The following is a 20,509-nucleotide window of genomic DNA, read 5'->3' as shown; positions in this document are numbered from 1 at the left end:
GCGTCATTTTGACTAACTATCTGGGGTTGTCATCGTTGGCAGCTTTTACAATTAAGTTCATCTTGGAGACGAATTAAATGCAAGAAAATGTGCTTTGGTATCAGCAATTGGGAATGGACGACGTGGGCGTTGTCGGTGGAAAAAATGCATCCCTTGGCGAAATGATTTCTAATCTTTCAAATGCTGGTGTACAAGTACCCGGTGGTTTTGCTACAACGGCATCAGCGTTTAATCTTTTCTTAGAACAAAGTGGCCTTGAGGCGCGCATACACGAATTGCTTGACAGTTTAGACGTGGATGACATTCCAGCCTTGGGCGAAGCGGGGAATACAATCCGTCAGTGGATCATCGAAACGCCGTTCTTACCGGAATTAGAAGCCGACATCACGTCAGCCTTTAAAACCTTGCAAGGAGATGCAGGTGATGAAGCATCGTTTGCTGTACGTTCATCTGCGACTGCTGAAGATATGCCGGATGCATCATTTGCCGGCCAACAAGAAACATTCTTAAACGTAAAGGGTATCGATGCTGTGATGGTGGCCATCAAGCATGTTTATGCCTCTTTATTTAACGACCGTGCCATTTCTTATCGCGTGCACCAAGGTTATGACCACAAAGGCGTGGCGTTATCTGCAGGTATTCAACGCATGGTACGTAGTGACTGTGCGGCATCAGGCGTTATGTTTACCATTGACACTGAATCTGGTTTCGAAGACGTAGTGTTTATTACATCGTCTTACGGTTTAGGTGAGATGGTGGTGCAAGGTGCCGTTAATCCAGATGAGTTTTATGTTCACAAGCCAACCCTAGATAAAGGTTTACCTGCTGTTGTGCGCCGTAATCTTGGTAGCAAGTTAACTAAGATGATTTACTCAGATGATACGAGTCATGGTAAACAAGTGGAAATCGTTGATATCGACCGCGCCGACAGTGTTGTTTTCTCACTGACTGATGACGAAGTTCAAGAGTTAGCCAAACAAGCGCAAATCATCGAGAAACACTATAAGCGTGCGATGGATATTGAGTGGGCTAAAGACGGTATTGACGGCAAACTGTATATCGTTCAGGCCAGACCCGAAACCGTACGTAGCCGCGAAGATATTCAAGTGATTGAGCGCTTCCGTTTAAACGGTAAAGCAAGCGTTGTTTGTGAGGGCCGCTCGATAGGTCACAAAATTGGCGCAGGCGCAGCGAAAGTACTTGGCTCTATTGAAGAGATGGATAAAATCCAAGCGGGCGATGTACTGGTTACAGACATGACCGACCCTGATTGGGAGCCGATCATGAAGAAAGCCTCAGCGATTGTTACTAATCGTGGTGGCCGTACTTGTCATGCTGCGATTATTGCGCGCGAATTAGGTATTCCGGCGGTTGTTGGTTGTGGCAATGCCACTGACCTTATCAACAATGGCGATAAAATTACTGTGTCTTGTGCTGAAGGCGACACCGGGTTTATTTATGGTGATGTGCTTGATTTTGATGTGGTGACGTCGCGCGTGGATGCTATGCCTGATATTCCACTGAAAGTCATGATGAATGTTGGTAACCCGGACAGAGCATTTGATTTTGCTCGTTTGCCTAACGAGGGTGTAGGTTTAGCGCGTTTAGAGTTCATCATTAACCGCATGATTGGTGTGCATCCTAAAGCTTTACTTAATTTCGACCAACAACCTTCTGAACTTAAAGAAGAAATCAGTGAGATGATCGCGGGCTATGAATCGCCTGTTGAGTTCTATATCGAGAAGTTGGTTGAAGGTATTGCTACCATTGGTGCTGCATTCTCACCTAAGAAAGTGATTGTGCGTATGTCTGATTTTAAATCGAACGAGTACTACAACTTGGTAGGTGGATACCAGTACGAGCCAGACGAAGAAAACCCTATGTTGGGCTTTCGTGGGGCGAGCCGTTATATCTCTGAGGAATTTCGTGATTGTTTCGCGCTTGAATGTGAAGCGATTAAGCGAGTTCGCAACAAGATGGGCTTAACCAATGTAGAAATCATGATCCCATTTGTACGAACTCTTGAAGAAGGCCGCAGTGTGATTAAGTTGTTGGCTGAGCAAGGTTTAGTGCAAGGTGACAATGGCTTACGCGTTATTATGATGTGTGAGTTACCGTCAAACGCATTACTAGCAGACCAGTTCTTAGACATTTTTGATGGGTTTTCGATTGGTTCAAATGATATGACGCAATTAACGCTTGGTCTTGACCGTGATTCTGGTGTGATAGCGCACTTATTTGACGAGCGAGACCCAGCTGTGAAAGCGTTGCTGGCTATGGCGATTCAGGCAGCTAAAAAACGTGGTAAATACGTAGGTATTTGTGGCCAAGGCCCATCTGACCATGAAGATTTAGCTGCGTGGTTAGTTGAACAAGGTATCGACAGCGTATCGTTAAACCCAGATACCGTTGTTGAAACATGGTTGTACTTAGGGGAAAAACACGCGAAGTAACAGGCGCTAAAATACACCGCTGACTAACAATAATAATAAATCAGTGCCCTACGGTAAAAAGGCTGTCATTGCGACAGCCTTTTTTTATGTAGCTGTTCCATACGGAAATACGTTGACATAAAGAGGACTTCTTTATGGAAACATCTAACAAAAAAAGCGCTAGCTACTCGCTGTTTCATGCGGAAATAGTTGGGAATATTAGCCTGTTGCGAAAAGGACTAACGTGTCTTAAATGAAAGGCCTATATGATGGGACTTAGGCGGATATTATTAGCGTGTAATTCTAGCCTTTACGGCTAGCTTTTAAGTTTGCGATTGAGCAGCACTCGGTCAAGTTTAGCGGATGAGCGAGCCATACTGCTTTGGCAGCGCTTTAACCAAGTTCGTGCAAGTGGCACATCAACACTCAGCAACAGCAGGCCAGCGATGACTAACAACATTGAGCCTGGGATTATAAACAATACGATACCTGCAATGACAAGTAACGCGCCTAATCCGATACGAATATTTTTCATGGTGAGCACATTCCTTCTATAGTCATTAACTTTTATGCCAACTTCGTCAAAAATGCAATATTGTACATGTTACTGGGTGTAACGACCGTAACCGATGAAGATATAAGAAAAATAGATAAATAAGATGACAAAAAACCGCTTATAAAAATGCGGATATGAGACGGGGATAAGCAGGAAATACATGGGGGAATATAAGAGGAAATGTAAGGGAAATATAAAGAGCGCTGAAAATGGAATAATTAATCGAGATAAAACATAAATAAATCCCTTCACCTATTAGAAGTTAGTAGCCCTTAGGTTGTACAATAGCGCGCACTTGTTAAACCGTGAGAAAAAACCACATTATGCCCCAGCATGAATTACCTGCTTTAGATGTAGAATCCAGCCCGCAATCAAACTATCAAGCTTTTTTTTCGGCTTTGAGGCGCAGTGAATTTAGTGGGGATATAGAATTCAGTTACGCTAGTCGTTTGTCTGTTGCTACTGATAACTCTATTTATCAAGCGCTACCTCAAGGCGTGGTGCTACCTAAATCAGTTGCTGATTTACAAGTTATCGGTGAACTCGCCAGCCAATTCGAAGATGTCGCTTTTAGCGCGCGGGGCGGCGGTACGGGCACGAATGGGCAATCCTTAACCTCGGGTATTATTGTTGATGTATCACGGCACATGAACAATATCCTTGAAATTAATCCGCAAGAGCGTTGGGTTAAAGTACAAGCGGGTGTAGTGAAAGATCAGTTAAATGATGCGCTGCGCCCCTACGGTTTGTTTTTCGCACCGGATTTATCCACCAGTAATCGCGCAACGATAGGCGGAATGGTGAATACTGACGCCTCAGGGCAGGGCTCGTTGGTGTACGGTAAAACCAGTGATCACGTACTTGGTTTAACGTCGGTTCTGGCTGATGGTACTTTGCTTGAAAGCTCGCCAATGAGTATGGATGAAGCCAAAAAAGTCGCTGAGCAGAAAAGTACAACCGGTAGGTTAGTGAAGCAGATCTTGACTACCTGTGTGGATAAACGCCAACAAATTCTGGCTAAGTTCCCACGCATGAACCGCTTTCTAACCGGCTATGATTTAGAGCATGCCTTGAGCGATGATTTATCCACGGTGGACATCAGCCGCGTCATTGCTGGCTCAGAAGGATCGTTAGCGTTTGTGGCAGAAGCAAAACTTAACGTTACCCCAATCTCTAAACACAAAGCCTTGGTGAACATCAAATATGATTCGTTTGAATCTGCGCTGCGACACGCGCCGCATATGGTGGCAGCTAAGGCAACATCGGTAGAAACCGTTGACAGCAACGTATTGAACTTAGCTAAGCAAGATATCATTTGGCATCAAGTTAAAGAGCTCATCAAAGAAGTTGAAAACAAAGAAGTACTCGGCCTAAATATGGTTGAGTACAACGGTGACTCTGAAGATGAATTACGCGAAAAAATCACCCTGTTGTGCGCAAACTTAGACTCTGCGCTTGATAGCAATGAAGGTGGTGTCATTGGTTATCAAATCACTTATGACAATGCCGACATTGGCAAAATATATGCGATGCGCAAAAAGTCTGTGGGTTTACTAGGTAAAACCAAAGGCCGTAAAAAGCCATTAGCATTCGTTGAAGATACTGGCGTACCGCCGGAAAATTTAGCCGATTTTATTATGGAGTTTCGCGCATTGCTTGATGCCCGTAACTTACACTACGGTATGTTCGGCCATGTGGATGCCGGTGTACTACATGTGCGCCCGGCGCTTGATATGTGCGACCCTGAGCAAGAGGCCATGATCCCCGACATTTCAAACGAAGTGTCAGCGCTGGTTGCCAAATACGGTGGTCTGTTGTGGGGCGAACATGGTAAAGGCTATCGCAGTGAATATGCTCCTGCATTTTTTGGTGAAGAGCTATACACCGAATTGCGTAAAATTAAAGCCGCGTTTGACCCCCTTAATAAAATGAACCCGGGAAAAATCTGCACCCCCATCGACAGTCATGCATCTTTAGTTACCGTTGGAGATGTTAAGCGTGGTGAGTTTGATCGCCAAATCCCCATCGCCATGCGCGATGCTTTCGCACCAGCGATGAATTGTAATGGTAACGGCTTATGTTTTAATTACGACACCACGTCGACTATGTGCCCATCAAGTAAGATTACCTCAGACAGGCGCCACAGTCCTAAAGGGCGAGCCGGCGCCATGCGCGAATGGCTTCGTTTACTTGCGAATAAGCAGGTGGATGTGAATCTTCTTGAAGTACAGGGTAAAACTCAGAACTTCCTCAAACGCCTTAACAACACTATGGGTAAGGCGCAATCTAACGATTTTTCACATGAAGTGTTAGAGGTAATGGACGGATGTTTAGCGTGCAAGGCATGCTCTAGTCAGTGCCCTGTCAGCGTAGATGTACCGACATTCCGTGCCCGCTTTTTGTCAATTTATTACCAACGGTATATGCGTCCTGCCAAGGATTATTTGGTAGGAAATATCGAAGCAATGGCACCTTTAATGGCCAAAACCCCTAGGCTGATTAATGCTTTTTTGAAACAACAGTGGATGAACAAGCTTATTAAAAAAACGGTCGGTTATGTTGATACGCCGTTATTGTCTTCCCCTTCATTAAAGAAGCAACTTGCTGGACATCAGGCTGGCCAATTTGATTTAGGCTCATTGCAAGCGTTAAGTGCCAACGAGCGAGCGCGAAAAGTACTGATAGTGCAAGACCCATTCACAAGCTTTTATGAAGCGGATTTGCTCCATGATCTGGTGAAATTAATTGAGTGTTTAGGCTATGAGCCCATTTTGCTGCCCTTTATGCCCAATGGAAAACCCCAGCACGTAAAAGGTTTTTTGAAAGAATTTGCAAGCACAGCAAAAGACAGCGCTGACTTTTTGAACAAACTTGCTCCATTAGGCATACCTATGATTGGTGTCGACCCGTCATTGGTGCTGTGTTATCGGGATGAGTACAATAAAGTGCTAGGGGAGACCAGAGGAAGCTTTGAGGTGAAGTTGGTGCATGAGTGGCTAGCAACCATTACCCTTCCAGAGCGCGGCAGCTCAACGGATAGTCAATACGCATTTTTCGGCCACTGCACTGAGAAGACAGCGTTGCCGGAGAGTGAGAAACATTGGCAGCAACTGTTTCAGCGTGTGGGCATGTCACTTACGCCTATTTCTGTGGGGTGTTGTGGTATGGCAGGCACGTTTGGTCACGAAGCAAGCCACTTAGAGCAATCTAAAGGGATTTACGCGCTTAGCTGGGAGAAAGCAATCGCTAAGTTTGATACCTCGAAAATTCTTGCCACAGGCTATTCTTGTCGAAGCCAAGTCGCCCGAATTGAAGGTGAAAAACCCAAGCACCCATTGCAAGCGATGCTAGCACATTTGTCATAAATGATGCGTTTGCAAAATAAAAGACAGTGAACGAAGTGAGCCCATAACGCGAGCCTCTAAAAATAAAGCTAGACTCTAAAAATTAGACTCCAAGCAAATACAAAGGCCTGAATTCGACAACCGATCGGACTCAGGCCTTTTTGTTTCAGCCTAGTCCTTTTTTAAAGATATCTACTTTTATAAACAATTTCATATGGACATCCATGTTAAATAATCCGAAAAACTTTACATGGACACCCATTTTAAATAACTTTACATGGACACCCAAGTTTATAATGAATAGTTGCTGTCAGTTCTACAAAGAAATTTACTATGGCATCCGTAACAAGAATTTTATATGGACATCCATATTAAATAATCCAAAAACCATTTTAATAAGACACCTATTTTAAATATCACTAAAACGGTTTTTAGCCTAGCTTGGTTATTGCTCTCGCGAAGTCAATGTTGTGGTCTGTAGCCGTCAACAAATATGAAACTTGTTATTCGATATGAAAGGTAGGCTTTCAACCTACAAATTTAATAAACGTTGTTGAGAACTTGAGAACTGCTTTGTCGAAAAGTTTTACCGGTCCTATTCGATGGATGGGCTTATGAAACTATTATTTGTCGGAAGTGACAGAGGTAGTATTAAATTTTTTGTAACAACTGCCTTGCATTACTCATCCCGCGTATTCGTTGATGATGAGTGTGGCGCTTAAAGGCATTCATCATTTGCTCTGCACCTGCTGCGTAGCAGAAGTGTTTTTCAAAGTCAGTGGTTAAGGCTAACCACTGTGCTGAGTCTAGTCCTAGCCTTTCTAGAATAGGGCTTTGAGTGTTATCGATATAACCAGGCTTGTCATCACGAATACAGCGACCTGTGGTATCGATAAGCTCACAGTAGTCTTTGAGAGAGTAAGCGATTCCTTCGGGCATATTTTCCCTTGAGCTTCCCACAAAGGGCATTAGCGTGCTTGGTTGAGCATGGTGATGTTTAGCGGCGTGAATGCGCTTTTTGATACTGGTGTGTTTTGCTGTTTCAGGTGTTTTGGCTATCTTCGCTCTAATCGGGTTTAAATCCACATAGGCCATACACGCCAGCACGGCACTTTCATCTAATAGGGCTTGAGATTTAAATCGCCCTTCCCAAAACCTACCGGTGCAGTCATCTTCTTTATTGGCTTGACGGGCAATATATTCATTTAAGTCACGCATGAACCAGCTGATGTCGTACAAGCGTTTTCTGTAAATTTCAACGGTATCATCAAGGGTGATTAACTCCCCTTGGGTTAAGGTATCCCCGTTTATAAATTTTTGAGTGAGTAACGTACCTTTATGAAGCGTGTGATAACGCTTTAGTACCGATTCGGTATCCCATTTATCAGCCAGAGGTTTATCCACACAAAGCACCACATGGGTATGATTGCTCATGACTGCATAAGCACAAATATCAATAGCGAACACGGTCGATAAAAACAACAAACGCGCTTCTACCCAACCACGACGATGCTCGTAGCTTTGCCCTGTCAGCGTGTTAGTACCGCATAAGAAAGACTGGCGAACACAACGCGACACACAGTGATAATAAGGCGTATCGATTAAACTGATTTGGCTTTTTCGTGACTGAGGCATAACAGTCGACTCAATAAAATGGAACACGCAACAAGTGTAGTTGAGGGATGAAAATTAACCATTTTTATAATGGGTGTCTACATAAAGCAGGATAAATTCTGATTTGAAATTAACTTGGGTGTCCATATAACAGATATAGCAGCTGATAACCGGGTCGATCTGAAAGGATTGAAAAAAATTTTAGGACAGACCAAGGTCTTAATGCATCTTTCGGTGTCTCTATGGCATAGTCAATGTGAGCAGACCTAAGGAGTGACTATGGAAACCGCCTTACCCAATCGCCCGGACTGGCAAACCTTACTCAAATCCGGAAATCGAATCTTTATCGGTTCGAATGCGGCTGTGCCTAACGCCCTAATTGATGATTTAATTGCCAACAGCGGTGAGTTAAAAGACATTGAACTGGTGCAGTTTAATACCTTATCAGAAAGCCGCTGGGTCGAGCCGCAATTTAAAGATCTGTTTAGAGTGAATGCCTTATTTATCGGTGGGGATAAAATTCGTCAAGCTGTGGCACAAGGGCGAGTGGATTACACGCCGTGCTTTTTATCGGAAGTACCTTCGTTATTTGAGCAGGATATTTTGCCATTAGATGCGGCGCTCGTCATGGTGAGCTTGCCTGATAAATACGGTTATTGTTCGTTAGGTGTGGCGGTTGACGTGAATTTAGCCGCAGTGAAAAAAGCTAAGTACGTGATCGCGCAAGTTAATCCGCTAATGCCGCGAACTAGCGGGCATACATTTATTCGTATTGACGACATTGCCGCGTGCATACAGGTTGAACAACCTTTGCCGGAATTACCCCATTATGTGCCAGACAAAATAACAGAACGGATTGGCCAATATGTGGCTATGTTGGTCGATGATGGCGCTACCCTGCAACTTGGCGTGGGGAAAATCCCCAATGCAGTACTGTATTATTTGCAGAATCATAAAGACTTAGGCGTGCACAGCGAACTAATTACAGATGGTATTATCGATTTAATCACTAAAGGGGTGATCAACAACCGTAAAAAGACGTTTCATCCAGGTAAAACCGTGGCTAGTTTTTGTTTAGGCAGCCAGACCTTGTATGACTTTGTGGATAACAATCCGCACGTTGAATTCTACCCGAGTGATTACCTCAACTCTCCGGCCAATATCGCTAGAAATCACAAGATGGTGGCAATTAACAGTGCGCTGGAGGTGGATTTAACCGGGCAGGTAGTGGCAGATTCTATCGGTTATCAGTTTTATAGCGGCATAGGTGGGCAAGTGGATTTTATTCGCGGTGCCGCTATGTCGCCAGGTGGAAAGCCTATTATTGCCATGCCTTCTACGGCCAAAGGGGGCAGTATTTCGCGTATTGTGCCTATTATCACCGAGGGCAGTGGCGTGGTAACGAGCCGAGGGCACGTACACTATGTAGTGACCGAGTTTGGCGTTGCTTCCTTAAAGGGCCGCAGTATTCGTGAGCGTGCATTAGAGCTTATTCGCGTAGCGCACCCTAAATTTCGTGAGCAGTTATTGGCTAAAGTACGCGAACATTATTGGGTGCCGCATTATCAGAAGAACTACCCTCGGGATGTACCTGAGCTTGGCCCGCTGGGGTTTAAAACTATTCAGGTAGATAATCAAAGCTTCGATCTGCGGCCTTTAAATCCTGCGGATGAGCGTCGATTGCAAGAGTTCTTTTATTCACATACCAAAGAAACCTTATTTTACCGATACAACCATTACCCCACACAGATGACGCGGGAAAAGTCATGTAACTTGGTGAGTGTTGATCAAAACCATGATTTAGCCTTGTGTATTGTTCGCCAGCATGGCTCGGTAGCAGAAATCCAAGCGGTAGGGCGCTACTATTTGAACGCCAGTAGTAATAGTTGTGAGGCGGCATTTGTTACACGTGAGTCATTTCATGGCAAGGGCATGGCGAAACACTTGCTGGCAGAAATGATCATGATTGCTAAAAAGCGTGGTTTATCAAAAATGTTCGCCATCGTCAGGGCGGATAACCGCAATATGTTACGTGTTTTTGAAAGTGCTCAATTCGAGCGACAACCAGTAGAGGAGCCCGGTGAAGTGAGTTTAGTATTGCGACTGGAAGACCAACTGTGAGTTTAGTCATGATAAGCCATCCCAGCTGTGGCTTTCACGAGGTAGTAGATGATCACCCCGAAAGCCCGAGCCGATTGCACGCTATCAACGATCAACTCATCGCTTCACGTCTAGATGCTATTATTGACAAGCAACAGGCTACTCAAGCTACAAAGGAGCAGCTATACCTTGCTCATGACAAAGCCTATGTGGATAGCGTTTTTGCTAGCGTACCCGAACAAGGTATTGTGGAATTAGCCCCAGATACCCAGTTGGGCCCACGCAGCTTAGAGGCCGCATTATATGCCGCAGGGGCAAATGTCATGGCGGTTGACCTCGTTATGCAAGGTAAAGCCCAGCAAGCTTTTTGTGCGGTGCGCCCGCCTGGGCACCACGCAGAATATGCGAAGGCCATGGGTTTTTGCTTTTTTAATAACATAGCCGTAGCAGCCCACTATGCAATGGCGCAATATGGTTTAGAACGTATAGCGATCATCGATTTTGACGTACATCATGGTAACGGTACAGAAAACATTTTTTTCGACGATGAACGGGTGTTGTTTTGTTCATCGTTTGAGTCTCCGTTCTTTCCGTACAACATGGGGCCAGGCAATGAACATATTTTAAATTTACCTATGCCCGCTGGCACCTACGGCGATGAATTTATGCAGGCTATCGGCGATAAATGGTTACCTAAAATCGATGCCTTTGCTCCGCAGCTTATCCTTATTTCTGCTGGTTTTGATAGCCACTATGAAGATGACATGGGGCACTTCAATTTAGTTGAAACTGATTTTCATTGGCTAAGTGCAGAGCTCAAAAAGCTGGCGGTGAAACATTGTGACAATAAGATCGTTTCAACGCTGGAAGGGGGGTATGCGTTAAATGCATTAGGGCGCAGCGTAATCGCCCACATCAAAGGGATAATGGAATAGCTCAGCGCTATCAATAAACGGCCAGCGCTGCGGCGAATGTTATGGTTGGTCTTTTCTTTCGCCTATGGGTTTGTCGGTCCCTTTACAGATGGTGTCGTAGCCGTCTCGATAGTAGCGTAAATCTACACAGGCTTCTTCAAAACGCTTCTTAGCCGTCAAGGCTTGTTGCGGATGTTGCTTATTTTTCATGATTTTTCGCCATTCGTTGCATTGCTGCTCTTGGCGCTTAACTTCAAGTATATCTTCACAAGGTTTTTGTTTATTGGCACACCCTGAAAGGCATAGGATTAGGGTTGTGCTGGCAAGCAATAGCTGTGTTTTCATGCTACCTCGACGTATTTTCCGAGATCACTTTTAAGTGATTCAAATTTTTGTTGGTGTGACTCAAGCATAACCATATTTTTTAAATGTCGATACATCTGTTTTAACGCGTTGATGGCACGCGTTTCTGGTTTCTTCATTTGGGCGATTAATTTAAGGTTACACTGCAAAATATTCAGCGCGACACCTGTATTGACCGGTGCGACTTTTTGCGCTTCAAGAAACGCATTGTAAGCCTCTTGGTAGCGACCACTGTTGTAATGTTCGATTCCTTGCTTATTAAAGTTTTGGTAACTGTGTCTGCGCTGTGCTGCTTTATCAACGCTGCTTTTTAACGAGAAAAGCGTGCTTTCATCGAGCTGCTTACCACTTTTCGTAAGGGTTTTACTCAGGCGTTCAGCATCATCGTACTCACCTAAATCAAGCATCACTTTGATTGAGTCAGGGGCAAAGGCTGTAGGATATTCCGTGAAGCGTATTGCTATTTGTTGCTGGCATTCGTTAAGAGTGCGTTTGGCTTCTAACAAGCGCCCGTCAAGGTAGTTGATACGCGCTGTTAAAATATTTTCGTAAATACCATAGTCGAAATCCTCGTCAATTCTGGCTAAGGCTTCATCATTACGATAGCGTGCAATTGCGGTCATCATTTCATGTTGGTAACGGCTGCGCATATTTTTGTCTTCACAATGTTCTGCTGCATCTAAAATGCTGCGAAAATAACTACATAGATGCGCTATATCCCGGTGAATAGACTTTTTCGACAGTTCCCATACATCCAAGCTACGCAATTTAACCATTTCATAATTGTGGCTTTCACGGGCAATTTTACAGGCGATTAATTGCCGCTCTACTGAGTAAGGGGCAATCTCAATTGCACGCTCAATTGCAATTAACGCATTAGGGTAATCGCGTTGTAGCAAGTAGCACTGGGCCAAGATGTCTTGTGCTTCGTATAGCAGTGGGTTGCGATGGCACATATCAATCGCCAGCTCGATAGCGGCGTCATAGTTTGTCATCAGCATTTCAGTTTTTGCCAGCGCAATCGTCACCCAAGGCTGAGGTTTTTGTGCTAAAAGCGGGGTCAACATGTGTTTGGCTTGAGTGAACTCACCGGCTTTCCAGTAAAGCTCAGCGAGTAAACGACAGCAGGTTTTTGCATAGCGCGTACCTGACATAATTAACCGCCGGCAAGCTGCTATAGCTTCAGGGGTATCGTTTTTTTGCATTGCTTCGTACACTGAGCGTAGTGCTAAGCGTTTCTGATAGGCCTTTGATAACCTAAGGTTTAGTTGAGCTTGGGAAAACGGCTTTATCAGGTAGTCATCGGGATGTTGTTCAACACTGCCAAACACGACAGGCCGTTCAGAGTCGGCGCTGACGACAGCGAATACGGTTTCCGGTTTGACTAAATTTTTTTGTCTTGCTTCTTCTAAAAACTGATAGCCATTTTTCTTGCCAGAGCCTAAGTGCAGATCACAAATGATAAAATCGAATTTTTCTTTCTTGCAGGCAGCCAAAGCCGAGTCGGCATTTTGTACTGCTACGACAGATTGCGCTCCCATGTTGTTGACGACGCCACGGAGCAACGTGAGAAAAGGGCGCTGGTCATCCACAATCAATACGCGTTTATCAGAGTAATTCATGATCTATCTACCTTTAGTGTCCGTTACATAAGGTGCTTAGCAGTGATATTGGTTAAGTGTTTTATCACAACTTAACAGTTAAGGGTAAATAATTAACCCCTATTGAGGTGTATACGCTACAGGTTTTTACGTAAAGTTGGTTATGTGATCTTATCCTTTAGTATAGGTTTTATCTCACAAGTGTATCTTTTCGCCGTTGCGATATAGCAGTGAAAAGCAGGATTTATGTTAATCTGGCAGTATAATTCGAGTACTATTTTTAGTTTGTTGTTTATTATAAACGCATTGGAAAAACCAATGATAAGAGAAGCATAGGTGTTTGATTTTTGTATAGTGGGCGGAGGAATGGTGGGTGCAACAACCGCCTTAGGTCTAGCCCAGAAAGGATTTTCTGTTGCTTTGGTAGAAACAAATATGCCCAAGCCGTTTGAGCACGACGATGAGCCTGATATGCGGGTATCGGCGATAAGCGTCACCTCACAGTTATTGTTGGCGTCTTTAGGCGCATGGTCGCATATAGCAAAAATGCGCACTTGCAGCTATCGGCGTTTATCGGTCTGGGAAGCACCAGCAGCGCGCACAGATTTCGATAGTGCAGATATTCAAGCAGAGCGCTTAGGTTACATTATCGAAAATCGCATTTTACAACTCGGTATTCATAAAGCGTTAACGCAACTGCAGAACGTGACGTGGTTTACACAGAGTGAAATCACTAACATTGCACCGGGCAGTACCAAGCAATCTGGTGCACAAGTGCACTTTTCAGATGACACTGAACTGACCTGCAAATGGTTAATTGGCGCTGACGGGCTGCACTCTAGAGTGCGTAGCGCTGCGAATATCGGGACGCAGGGATGGCAGTATCGTCAGCAAGCTTTTGCTATTCAAATTGTCACCCATGCTGCACCGCAAGACATTACCTGGCAACAATTCATACCAACTGGACCCGTTGCGTTTTTACCCATGTATGAGCAGTTTGCGTCTTTGGTGTGGTACAACACTAGCGACAACATTAAGCGTTTAAAAGCATTGTCTAAATCTGCGCTTAAACAAGAGATTAAACACGCCTTTCCAGATGAGTTAGTGGATTTCGATGTCATGAATACCGCCCATTTTCCTTTAATGAGAATGCACGCAAATCAATATGTTAAGAATAATGTCGTGTTGGTAGGCGATGCTGCACATGCTATTAATCCGTTGGCTGGGCAAGGTGTTAATCTTGGTTTTAAAGACGTGGCAGCTTTGCTTGAATGCATTGATGATAAGGTGCCCACGTTAGACATAATGCAAAAATATGAAGCCAAGCGACGACGTGACAACCTATTGATGATGAGTGCTATGGACGCGATTTATGGGACTTTTAAACAGCGTAATCCATTGATAAAAACGTTGCGTAGTCTAGGGCTGACCTTAGCTAATAATGGTGGTCCAATTAAGCATCAGGTTATGAAATATGCCATGGGTCTGCATTGAGCGTACGTAACATTTCAAATACATAAATTAAATATATACATGTGGCAAACCGGTTAGGAGAATAATAATGATAAAACGACTTTTGATCCCATTGACGCTGAGCGCGCTTGTTGGTGCTTGCTCTTCATCTGACGAGCGAGGTGCGTTAAATACACAGACATCAAGCGCAAACCAAGCAAAAAATGCAGCAAGCAGCCACGCTAGCAAAGCCCAGTTACAGACGTTGGTTGAGCAATACACAAAACAGTTTTTACATCATGAGCCATTGCTATCCACCGCGATAGGGGTACCGGAGTCTTTAGCGGCCGAGGGCTACAACACGCGTTTTCCTGACTTTTCGCCAATGGGCATGCGTGCTTTACAAGATGATATGAATAGCGCTGCTTTGGCTGTGGCAAAGGTCAATAGCCAAGGTTTTTCACAAGATGAGAAGCGGCATCAACAAATCGTAGCGGATATCTTACGTTATTACGCTGGTTTCTCTGAGTTCCATGGCGGTTACATTGATACATGGGCAGGGCATCTACCTTATATTATTAATCAGCTATCTGGACCACTCATCGATGTACCGAAAGTGATGCAAGTGCAGCAACCTGTGTCGAGTGTGGCGCAAGCAGAAGAGTATATCGCTCGTTTAGCGCACTTCGATTTCTTAGTCGCCGGTGTCATAGAGAAGTACAAGGCGGACAAATTGAACGGGGTCCAGTTACCGAAAAAGTTATATCCAAAAACAATAGCGTACTTCGAAAATTTTCTCGCTAGTCCAGTTACTGAACATGCATTAGTCACCTCTTTTATGCATAAACTGGCACAAACTGATATCAGTCAAAGTGTACAAAACGACTTGATAGCGAAAGCAAAAGAGGCGGTGAAAAATGTAGTATATCCTGCTTATCAAACGGTCAAAGACACGTTACAGGCTACGCAGGCCCACGCACCAGCGGGCGACGGAGTGTGGGCGCAGCCTAATGGCGATGCGATGTATCTTCACGAGGTGCGCTATCTAGGGGATTCGAGTCTGACGCCTGATGACATTCACCAAGTCGGTTTAGATGAAGTAGAGCGTATCAGCGCTGAGATGGATTCTATTTTGCGCGCACAGGGCTATGACGAAGGCAGTGTTGGGAAACGCATGGTAATGCTTGCGCAACAGCAGGAGTTTTTGTACCAAGACAGTGACGAAGGGCGCGCGCAACTGCTGAGCGATCTTAACAGCCAAATTGCTGAGATTATGACCAAGACCGATATGTATTACGGTACTTTGCCAACCCAGAAAGTAGAGGTAAAACGTATCCCGAAAGTCACGGAAGCAGGCGAAGCGGGTGGTTATTATTCTCAACCGTCATTGGACGGAGAGCGTCCAGGTATTTTCTGGATCAACCTGCGGGATATGTCTGCTGTGCCGAGCTTTTCGTTAAAAACGCTAACCTATCATGAAGCCGTACCTGGGCATCATTTTCAAATTGCGCTTAATATGGCGCAGCAAGATATAGGTTTGCTGAGACAAAATGCTCCGTTTAATGCGTACGTAGAAGGTTGGGCGCTATATTCTGAGTTAGTTGCTAAAGAAATGGGCATGTATCAGGGGGATCCCTTTGGTGATCTAGGGCGATTACAAGCAGAACTCTATCGTGCAGTACGCTTGGTAGTCGATACGGGCTTGCACCGTAAAAAATGGACTCGAGAGCAGGCTATTGAGTATTTCCATGAAACCACTGGCACGGGTATGACTGACGTCATTGCTGAAGTTGAGCGTTATATGGCGCTGCCCGGTCAAGCGCTTGGTTATAAACTTGGCATGTTGCAGTTTGTAGAGCTTCGTCATTTGGCTGAACAGGCATTAGGCAGTGAATTCGATTTAAAACGCTTTCATGATCTCTTGCTTTTACCGGGTGCTCGCCCCATGTCAGTAGTCAGAAGCGATGTTAAACGCTGGATAGCCAGTAACGGTGCCCAGTAGTGGTGAACCGCAACCAGCATGCCGATAACTTTTGACCACAGGATAAGGAGAGTGAGTTGACCGTATTAATCATATTGGGCGTTTTATTAGTCGCCCTGTTAATTGTGGTGCCCTTACTTGAACGCTCAAGCTTTAGGTTGTCTAATGAGCAAATGTCGAAAATGAGCCGGTGGATACTACCTCTTTTAGTGGTAATGGTTATCGTGCAGCTCATTATGCACTTTACATCAAATTAATTATCTCTTACTAAGCAGAAAAACTATGTCTTCAAAAATACTATTTTTAGCAGGAAGTGCGAGAAAAGATTCATTAAATAAGAAATTGGCGAAAGTCGCTTATGAGCTAGCAATGGAGCAAGGGGCTGATGCGACTTTTATAGATCTTAAAGATTACCCTTTACCGATTTACGATGCAGATGATGAAGTGGCTGGTGGCTTACCAGAAAATGCGATTAAACTTAAAGCGCTGTTTGTTGAGCACTCAGGGATTTTCATTGCATCGCCAGAATACAACAGTTCGTTTTCAGCTCTGTTAAAAAACACGATTGATTGGATTTCACGCCCACATACAGAGAAAGAACGTCCATTGTCAGCCTTTGCTGATAAAGTTGCGGGCTTGGCGTCTACATCACCTGGCGCGCTCGGTGGCTTGCGTGGCTTGGTGCCACTTCGCATGTTACTTGGCAATATTCAGGTGATGGTGATCCCAGAGCAACTCGCTATTGGTGGTGGAATGACCGCATTTGATGAGCAAGGAAATCTAACCAACGAAAAGCAGCAACGTGCTTTGAACTCAATTGTCGCGCGGCTTATTTCAGAAACATCGAATTAGGCCGGCTAATTATTTATTGGAATTGGTATTAGAACCGAATAGCATGAAGCCGCTAAATTTAGCGGCTTCTTTGTGTGAGGGGTCCTAATGGATATCAATACAAGGACAAAAGAGTCGTTGAGGTAAGCTTAATCGCCTTTATCCCATATGCCTTTTTCACTTTCTCCCTGAATTTCACAATCGCCGGTGTGGTACTCCATGTTTTTACCCTGCTTATGTTTATCAAAGTAATCTTTGCTAATGGAGACTATGGTTGGTGTCAGCATAATGATTGCGGTAATGTTAATCACCGTCATCAGCCCTAACGCCATATCCGCAGCGGCCCATACTTCTGGTAACGCGGCCATTGAACCCCACAAAATCATGGCTAAGTAGCCTGTGGTATAACAGGCTCTGCCAAGTTTGTTATCGAGCTTAAACATGTGCAGGTTACTTTCACCGTATGCATAGTTTGCTACTACAGAGGTAAATGCAAATAAACTAATTGCGGCTGCGACAAACTCTGTCCCACCACCACCTAAATGGCTACTCATGGCATTTTGCGTTAAACGAATGCCCTCCATTTGGTCGCTTGATGACCCACCTGCCAACAAGATAACAAACGCTGTGCAGGTACATAAGATCATAGTATCGATAAATACCCCAAGCATTTGTACATAACCTTGGGATACAGGGTGATTAGGATTTGGCGTAGCACTGGCTGCTGCGTGCGGTACACTACCAGAACCGGCTTCGTTCGAATAAAGCCCGCGTTGCACACCGTTTTTGAATGCCGCACCGAGCGCGCCAGCTCCGGCCTCTTGTAAGCCAAAGGCGGATTGAATGATGTCCATCAACATGGCAAGTAATAGATCAATATTCATGATGGTAACGAACAAGGTCACAGCGATGTAGCCGACTGCCATAAAAGGGACTACCCATTCGGCAAACCGAGCGATAGCACGCAAGCCGCCAACCACGATAAGCGCTGCTAGCCCTATGATCACTAAACCTGAGTGTAGAGTAGGGATATCGTAGGCGAAGTTGAGGGCGTCTGTGATGGTATTGGCTTGAACTGCACTGAAAATAAAGCCATAGCCAAGGAATAAAAACAATGCGAAGGTAATTGCCAACCAACGCTTATTTAACCCTTGTTGAATATAGTAAGCGGGCCCGCCTCGATATTCACCGTTGTCATCGCGTACTTTATATAATTGGCCCAAAACGCTTTCTGCAAATCCCGTTGCCATACCAAGTAATGCAATGACCCACATCCAAAAGACTGCACCGGCTCCGCCCAGTGAAATGGCCACGGCCACACCGGCTAAATTACCCGTGCCGACACGAGCTGATAAACTGGTACACAGAGCTTGAAAAGAGCTGATCCCTGATTTGTCACTCTTACCACTGCCTTTCATGACGCTAAACATATGACGGAAGTGACGTATTTGAATAAAGTTCAGTTTGAGTGTGAACCAAACACCGGCAATGATAAGCAGGTAAATCAGTACCTGGCCTTCACCCCATAATATATTATTTATAAAACTGACGAGTTCAGAAATCAAAAGGCGATCCGTAAATTATAATTATATGATTATTAGAATAAAGTGTGCCGTTTAATGCTAGGTGTGTCTAGGTACAAAGAAGGGAAAAGACCGGAAAAAGTAAATTACAGAAGATTTAGCCTGAAAACGAAAAAAGCCAGACATAAGTCTGGCTTTCTCGCATATACATGTGAGATAACTCACTAAATATGGCTGGGATAGCTGGATTCGAACCAACGAATGACGGGATCAAAACCCGTTGCCTTACCACTTGGCGATATCCCAATAAAACAGATATCAACAATCTATTTATTGAAAAAATGGCTGGGATAGCTGGATTCGAACCAACGAATGACGGGATCAAAACCCGTTGCCTTACCACTTGGCGATATCCCAAACATGGTGCGGAAGGAGAGACTCGAACTCTCACGCCGTGAAGCACTGGAACCTAAATCCAGCGTGTCTACCAATTCCACCACTCCCGCACATTTTTTTCCCTGCTTGCTAAATAAATTTAGTTAAACAGGAAATGGTGGCTACAGCGGGATTCGAACCTGCGACCCCATCATTATGAGTGATGTGCTCTAACCAACTGAGCTATGTAGCCATTCCTTCACTCCCTCTTGGAAGTGGCGCGTATTATGCTGATTAGGCTTTTAGTCGTCAACCGTTTTTTTAAGATAAGATGACTGTTTGCTCGCATAATAAACAGCTGTTGTGAATTTATACTAATTGTGGCTAAAAATTAACTATCGCTGCGTGTTTTTCGTCCTGCTGATTGGTTTTGCAGTCCGCCTAGTGTGAAATTAGTTTTGCCCATATTGTCTATTTTTGAGTATTTTTATGAAATTAACCCTGCATTCGTGTTCATTAATCGGTAGTTGCTAGCTAATGTTCGGTATCGGCAGGTTATATTTCGTTAAAAACAAACGTTTTACGCTAAAAAATTACGTTTTTTTGGGAAAACTTCAATTGCTGCTTAGTTTTCGCAGTTAGGCAGGGGAGTAATCGTAACGTTTAGGCAAAAAATTAAAGTAAAAAAGCAAAAGCCAAAAAACAAAACTGAAAAATTAAGATCTAAAAATCGAAACAATAAGCTCGAAATAATAAGCTCGAAACAATAAACTCGAAACGATAAAACAGATTGCTCGCCCTCGTTATCATTTAACCCAAACAATAAATGCCCAGTGGTGGTGCTTTCGTCAGGCGAAGGCTCTCAGCGAGAGCCCAAAGCGCACTATTCTGGCGGGTCGTTAGGTATCTAAAGAGGTTCTGCTATTGCTTTTACACCTATAGTGAAAAAGTAAAAGCCGTTTTCATCGAAATTATCGTTTGATTCACGCCATAGCCAGATACCTAGCGAAGGAATTTGATAGGTGTAGCCATTATCGTCTGTTTGAGGCGTGTGGCCGGTGAGCAGTTCAAGCTTTGACAGAGCACTTTTTACTGGGAGATTGAGGATAGACTCGCCTAATAGGGTGATATCGTATAAATCGCTGTAGGCAAATTCGATTGACTCCACGCTAGCAGGTTGCCCTTGATAAGAGACATGTACATCATTGCGATAGAATGCATCACTTGGCTGTGCACGCTCAGGGTACTTATTTATCGATTTAAACGGTTGGTTTAACGTACTCAGTAATTGCTCTCGTGGTGCATTTAGAGGAATTTGTGAGGTACCGATCAAAGGTTGTATATCAAATATGGGTTTCATGTGTGTTCTATTATCAGGTTAAAAGTAGTGTTGACTGATTGAAGTCGATTTTACCACCGAGGG

14 protein-coding genes and 4 tRNA genes are annotated in these 20,509 nt (G+C 44.3%); 8 read left to right on the top strand and 10 right to left on the bottom strand.

Going from position 1 to position 20,509, the window contains the following annotated elements; genetic code table 11:
* Nucleotides 1-77: 77 nt before the first annotated feature.
* Nucleotides 78-2,453, top strand: a complete 2,376-nt coding sequence (gene ppsA / locus GCHA_RS20180; protein ID WP_007991658.1) for a phosphoenolpyruvate synthase — start codon at nt 78-80, stop codon at nt 2,451-2,453.
* Nucleotides 2,454-2,748: 295 nt separating this feature from the next.
* On the opposite strand, the gene GCHA_RS20175 is transcribed toward ppsA, so the two are convergent.
* A complete protein-coding gene (locus GCHA_RS20175; protein ID WP_007991656.1) occupies nt 2,749-2,967 on the bottom strand; it encodes a PGPGW domain-containing protein in 219 nt (72 codons plus the stop codon).
* A gap of 344 nt (nt 2,968-3,311) precedes the next feature.
* On the opposite strand from GCHA_RS20175, the gene ydiJ reads away from it, so the two are divergent.
* Entirely contained in the window at nt 3,312-6,353 is a 3,042-nt protein-coding gene (ydiJ, locus tag GCHA_RS20170) for a D-2-hydroxyglutarate dehydrogenase YdiJ (protein WP_007991654.1), read from the top strand.
* Nucleotides 6,354-6,983: 630 nt separating this feature from the next.
* Here the strand turns inward: ydiJ and GCHA_RS20165 are convergent.
* Nucleotides 6,984-7,967 carry a hypothetical protein gene (locus GCHA_RS20165; protein ID WP_007991651.1) on the bottom strand — a complete coding sequence of 328 codons (984 nt, stop codon included), beginning with the start codon at nt 7,965-7,967 and terminating at the stop codon, nt 6,984-6,986.
* Between the two features lie 258 nt (nt 7,968-8,225).
* Between GCHA_RS20165 and GCHA_RS20160 the strand changes: the two genes are divergently transcribed.
* Nucleotides 8,226-10,067, top strand: coding sequence for a GNAT family N-acetyltransferase (locus GCHA_RS20160; protein ID WP_007991650.1), 1,842 nt, complete (start codon nt 8,226-8,228; stop codon nt 10,065-10,067).
* A complete protein-coding gene (locus GCHA_RS20155) occupies nt 10,064-10,981 on the top strand; it encodes a histone deacetylase family protein (RefSeq protein ID WP_007991648.1) in 918 nt (305 codons plus the stop codon). Before GCHA_RS20160 ends, GCHA_RS20155 begins: the two co-directional genes overlap by 4 nt.
* Before the next feature lie 39 nt (nt 10,982-11,020).
* Here GCHA_RS20155 and GCHA_RS20150 read toward each other — a convergent pair whose 3' ends face one another.
* On the bottom strand, nt 11,021-11,305 hold the full coding sequence (locus tag GCHA_RS20150) for a hypothetical protein (RefSeq protein ID WP_007991646.1): 285 nt from the start codon (nt 11,303-11,305) through the stop codon (nt 11,021-11,023).
* Nucleotides 11,302-12,945, bottom strand: coding sequence for a response regulator (locus GCHA_RS20145; protein ID WP_007991645.1), 1,644 nt, complete (start codon nt 12,943-12,945; stop codon nt 11,302-11,304). The genes GCHA_RS20150 and GCHA_RS20145 overlap by 4 nt, the downstream gene beginning before the upstream one ends.
* Before the next feature lie 315 nt (nt 12,946-13,260).
* On the opposite strand from GCHA_RS20145, the gene GCHA_RS20140 reads away from it, so the two are divergent.
* The 4 genes from GCHA_RS20140 (at nt 13,261) to GCHA_RS20125 (ending at nt 17,209) form a co-directional block, all read left to right on the top strand.
* On the top strand, nt 13,261-14,418 hold the full coding sequence (locus GCHA_RS20140; RefSeq protein ID WP_007991644.1) for an FAD-dependent oxidoreductase: 1,158 nt from the start codon (nt 13,261-13,263) through the stop codon (nt 14,416-14,418).
* 67 nt (nt 14,419-14,485) lie between these two features.
* Entirely contained in the window at nt 14,486-16,378 is a 1,893-nt protein-coding gene (locus GCHA_RS20135; protein ID WP_007991643.1) for a DUF885 domain-containing protein, read from the top strand.
* 56 nt (nt 16,379-16,434) lie between these two features.
* Nucleotides 16,435-16,614, top strand: a complete 180-nt coding sequence (locus GCHA_RS20130; RefSeq protein ID WP_007991642.1) for a hypothetical protein — start codon at nt 16,435-16,437, stop codon at nt 16,612-16,614.
* Nucleotides 16,615-16,639: 25 nt separating this feature from the next.
* Complete coding sequence (locus GCHA_RS20125) at nt 16,640-17,209, top strand: NADPH-dependent FMN reductase (RefSeq protein WP_007991641.1); 570 nt, start codon at nt 16,640-16,642, stop codon at nt 17,207-17,209.
* Between the two features lie 128 nt (nt 17,210-17,337).
* Here the strand turns inward: GCHA_RS20125 and GCHA_RS20120 are convergent, their stop codons facing one another.
* From GCHA_RS20120 to GCHA_RS20095, 6 genes are all read right to left on the bottom strand, one after another.
* Entirely contained in the window at nt 17,338-18,753 is a 1,416-nt protein-coding gene (locus GCHA_RS20120) for an alanine/glycine:cation symporter family protein (protein WP_007991640.1), read from the bottom strand.
* A 189-nt stretch (nt 18,754-18,942) separates the two neighbouring features.
* A tRNA-Gln gene (locus GCHA_RS20115) sits at nt 18,943-19,017 on the bottom strand.
* Between the two features lie 36 nt (nt 19,018-19,053).
* Nucleotides 19,054-19,128, bottom strand: a tRNA-Gln gene (locus GCHA_RS20110).
* A 4-nt stretch (nt 19,129-19,132) separates the two neighbouring features.
* Nucleotides 19,133-19,217, bottom strand: a tRNA-Leu gene (locus GCHA_RS20105).
* A gap of 45 nt (nt 19,218-19,262) precedes the next feature.
* Nucleotides 19,263-19,339, bottom strand: a tRNA-Met gene (locus GCHA_RS20100).
* Between the two features lie 654 nt (nt 19,340-19,993).
* Nucleotides 19,994-20,446 carry a hypothetical protein gene (locus GCHA_RS20095; RefSeq protein WP_007991637.1) on the bottom strand — a complete coding sequence of 151 codons (453 nt, stop codon included), beginning with the start codon at nt 20,444-20,446 and terminating at the stop codon, nt 19,994-19,996.
* Nucleotides 20,447-20,509 lie beyond the last annotated feature (63 nt).

The organism is Paraglaciecola chathamensis S18K6 (genome assembly GCA_000314955.1).
In the GTDB taxonomy this organism is placed as follows: domain Bacteria; phylum Pseudomonadota; class Gammaproteobacteria; order Enterobacterales; family Alteromonadaceae; genus Paraglaciecola; species Paraglaciecola chathamensis.
This window is presented reverse-complemented; position numbering and strand designations above follow the sequence as displayed.

Bases quoted from the DNA above. Each gene is read 5' to 3' on its own strand.
- ppsA (WP_007991658.1), top strand. From the start codon at position 78: ATGCAAGAAAATGTGCTTTGGTATCAGCAATTGGGAATGGACGACGTG.
- GCHA_RS20175 (WP_007991656.1), bottom strand. From the start codon at position 2,967: ATGAAAAATATTCGTATCGGATTAGGCGCGTTACTTGTCATTGCAGGT.
- ydiJ (WP_007991654.1), top strand. From the start codon at position 3,312: ATGCCCCAGCATGAATTACCTGCTTTAGATGTAGAATCCAGCCCGCAA.
- GCHA_RS20165 (WP_007991651.1), bottom strand. From the start codon at position 7,967: ATGCCTCAGTCACGAAAAAGCCAAATCAGTTTAATCGATACGCCTTAT.
- GCHA_RS20160 (WP_007991650.1), top strand. From the start codon at position 8,226: ATGGAAACCGCCTTACCCAATCGCCCGGACTGGCAAACCTTACTCAAA.
- GCHA_RS20150 (WP_007991646.1), bottom strand. From the start codon at position 11,305: ATGAAAACACAGCTATTGCTTGCCAGCACAACCCTAATCCTATGCCTT.
- GCHA_RS20145 (WP_007991645.1), bottom strand. From the start codon at position 12,945: ATGAATTACTCTGATAAACGCGTATTGATTGTGGATGACCAGCGCCCT.
- GCHA_RS20135 (WP_007991643.1), top strand. From the start codon at position 14,486: ATGATAAAACGACTTTTGATCCCATTGACGCTGAGCGCGCTTGTTGGT.
- GCHA_RS20125 (WP_007991641.1), top strand. From the start codon at position 16,640: ATGTCTTCAAAAATACTATTTTTAGCAGGAAGTGCGAGAAAAGATTCA.
- GCHA_RS20095 (WP_007991637.1), bottom strand. From the start codon at position 20,446: ATGAAACCCATATTTGATATACAACCTTTGATCGGTACCTCACAAATT.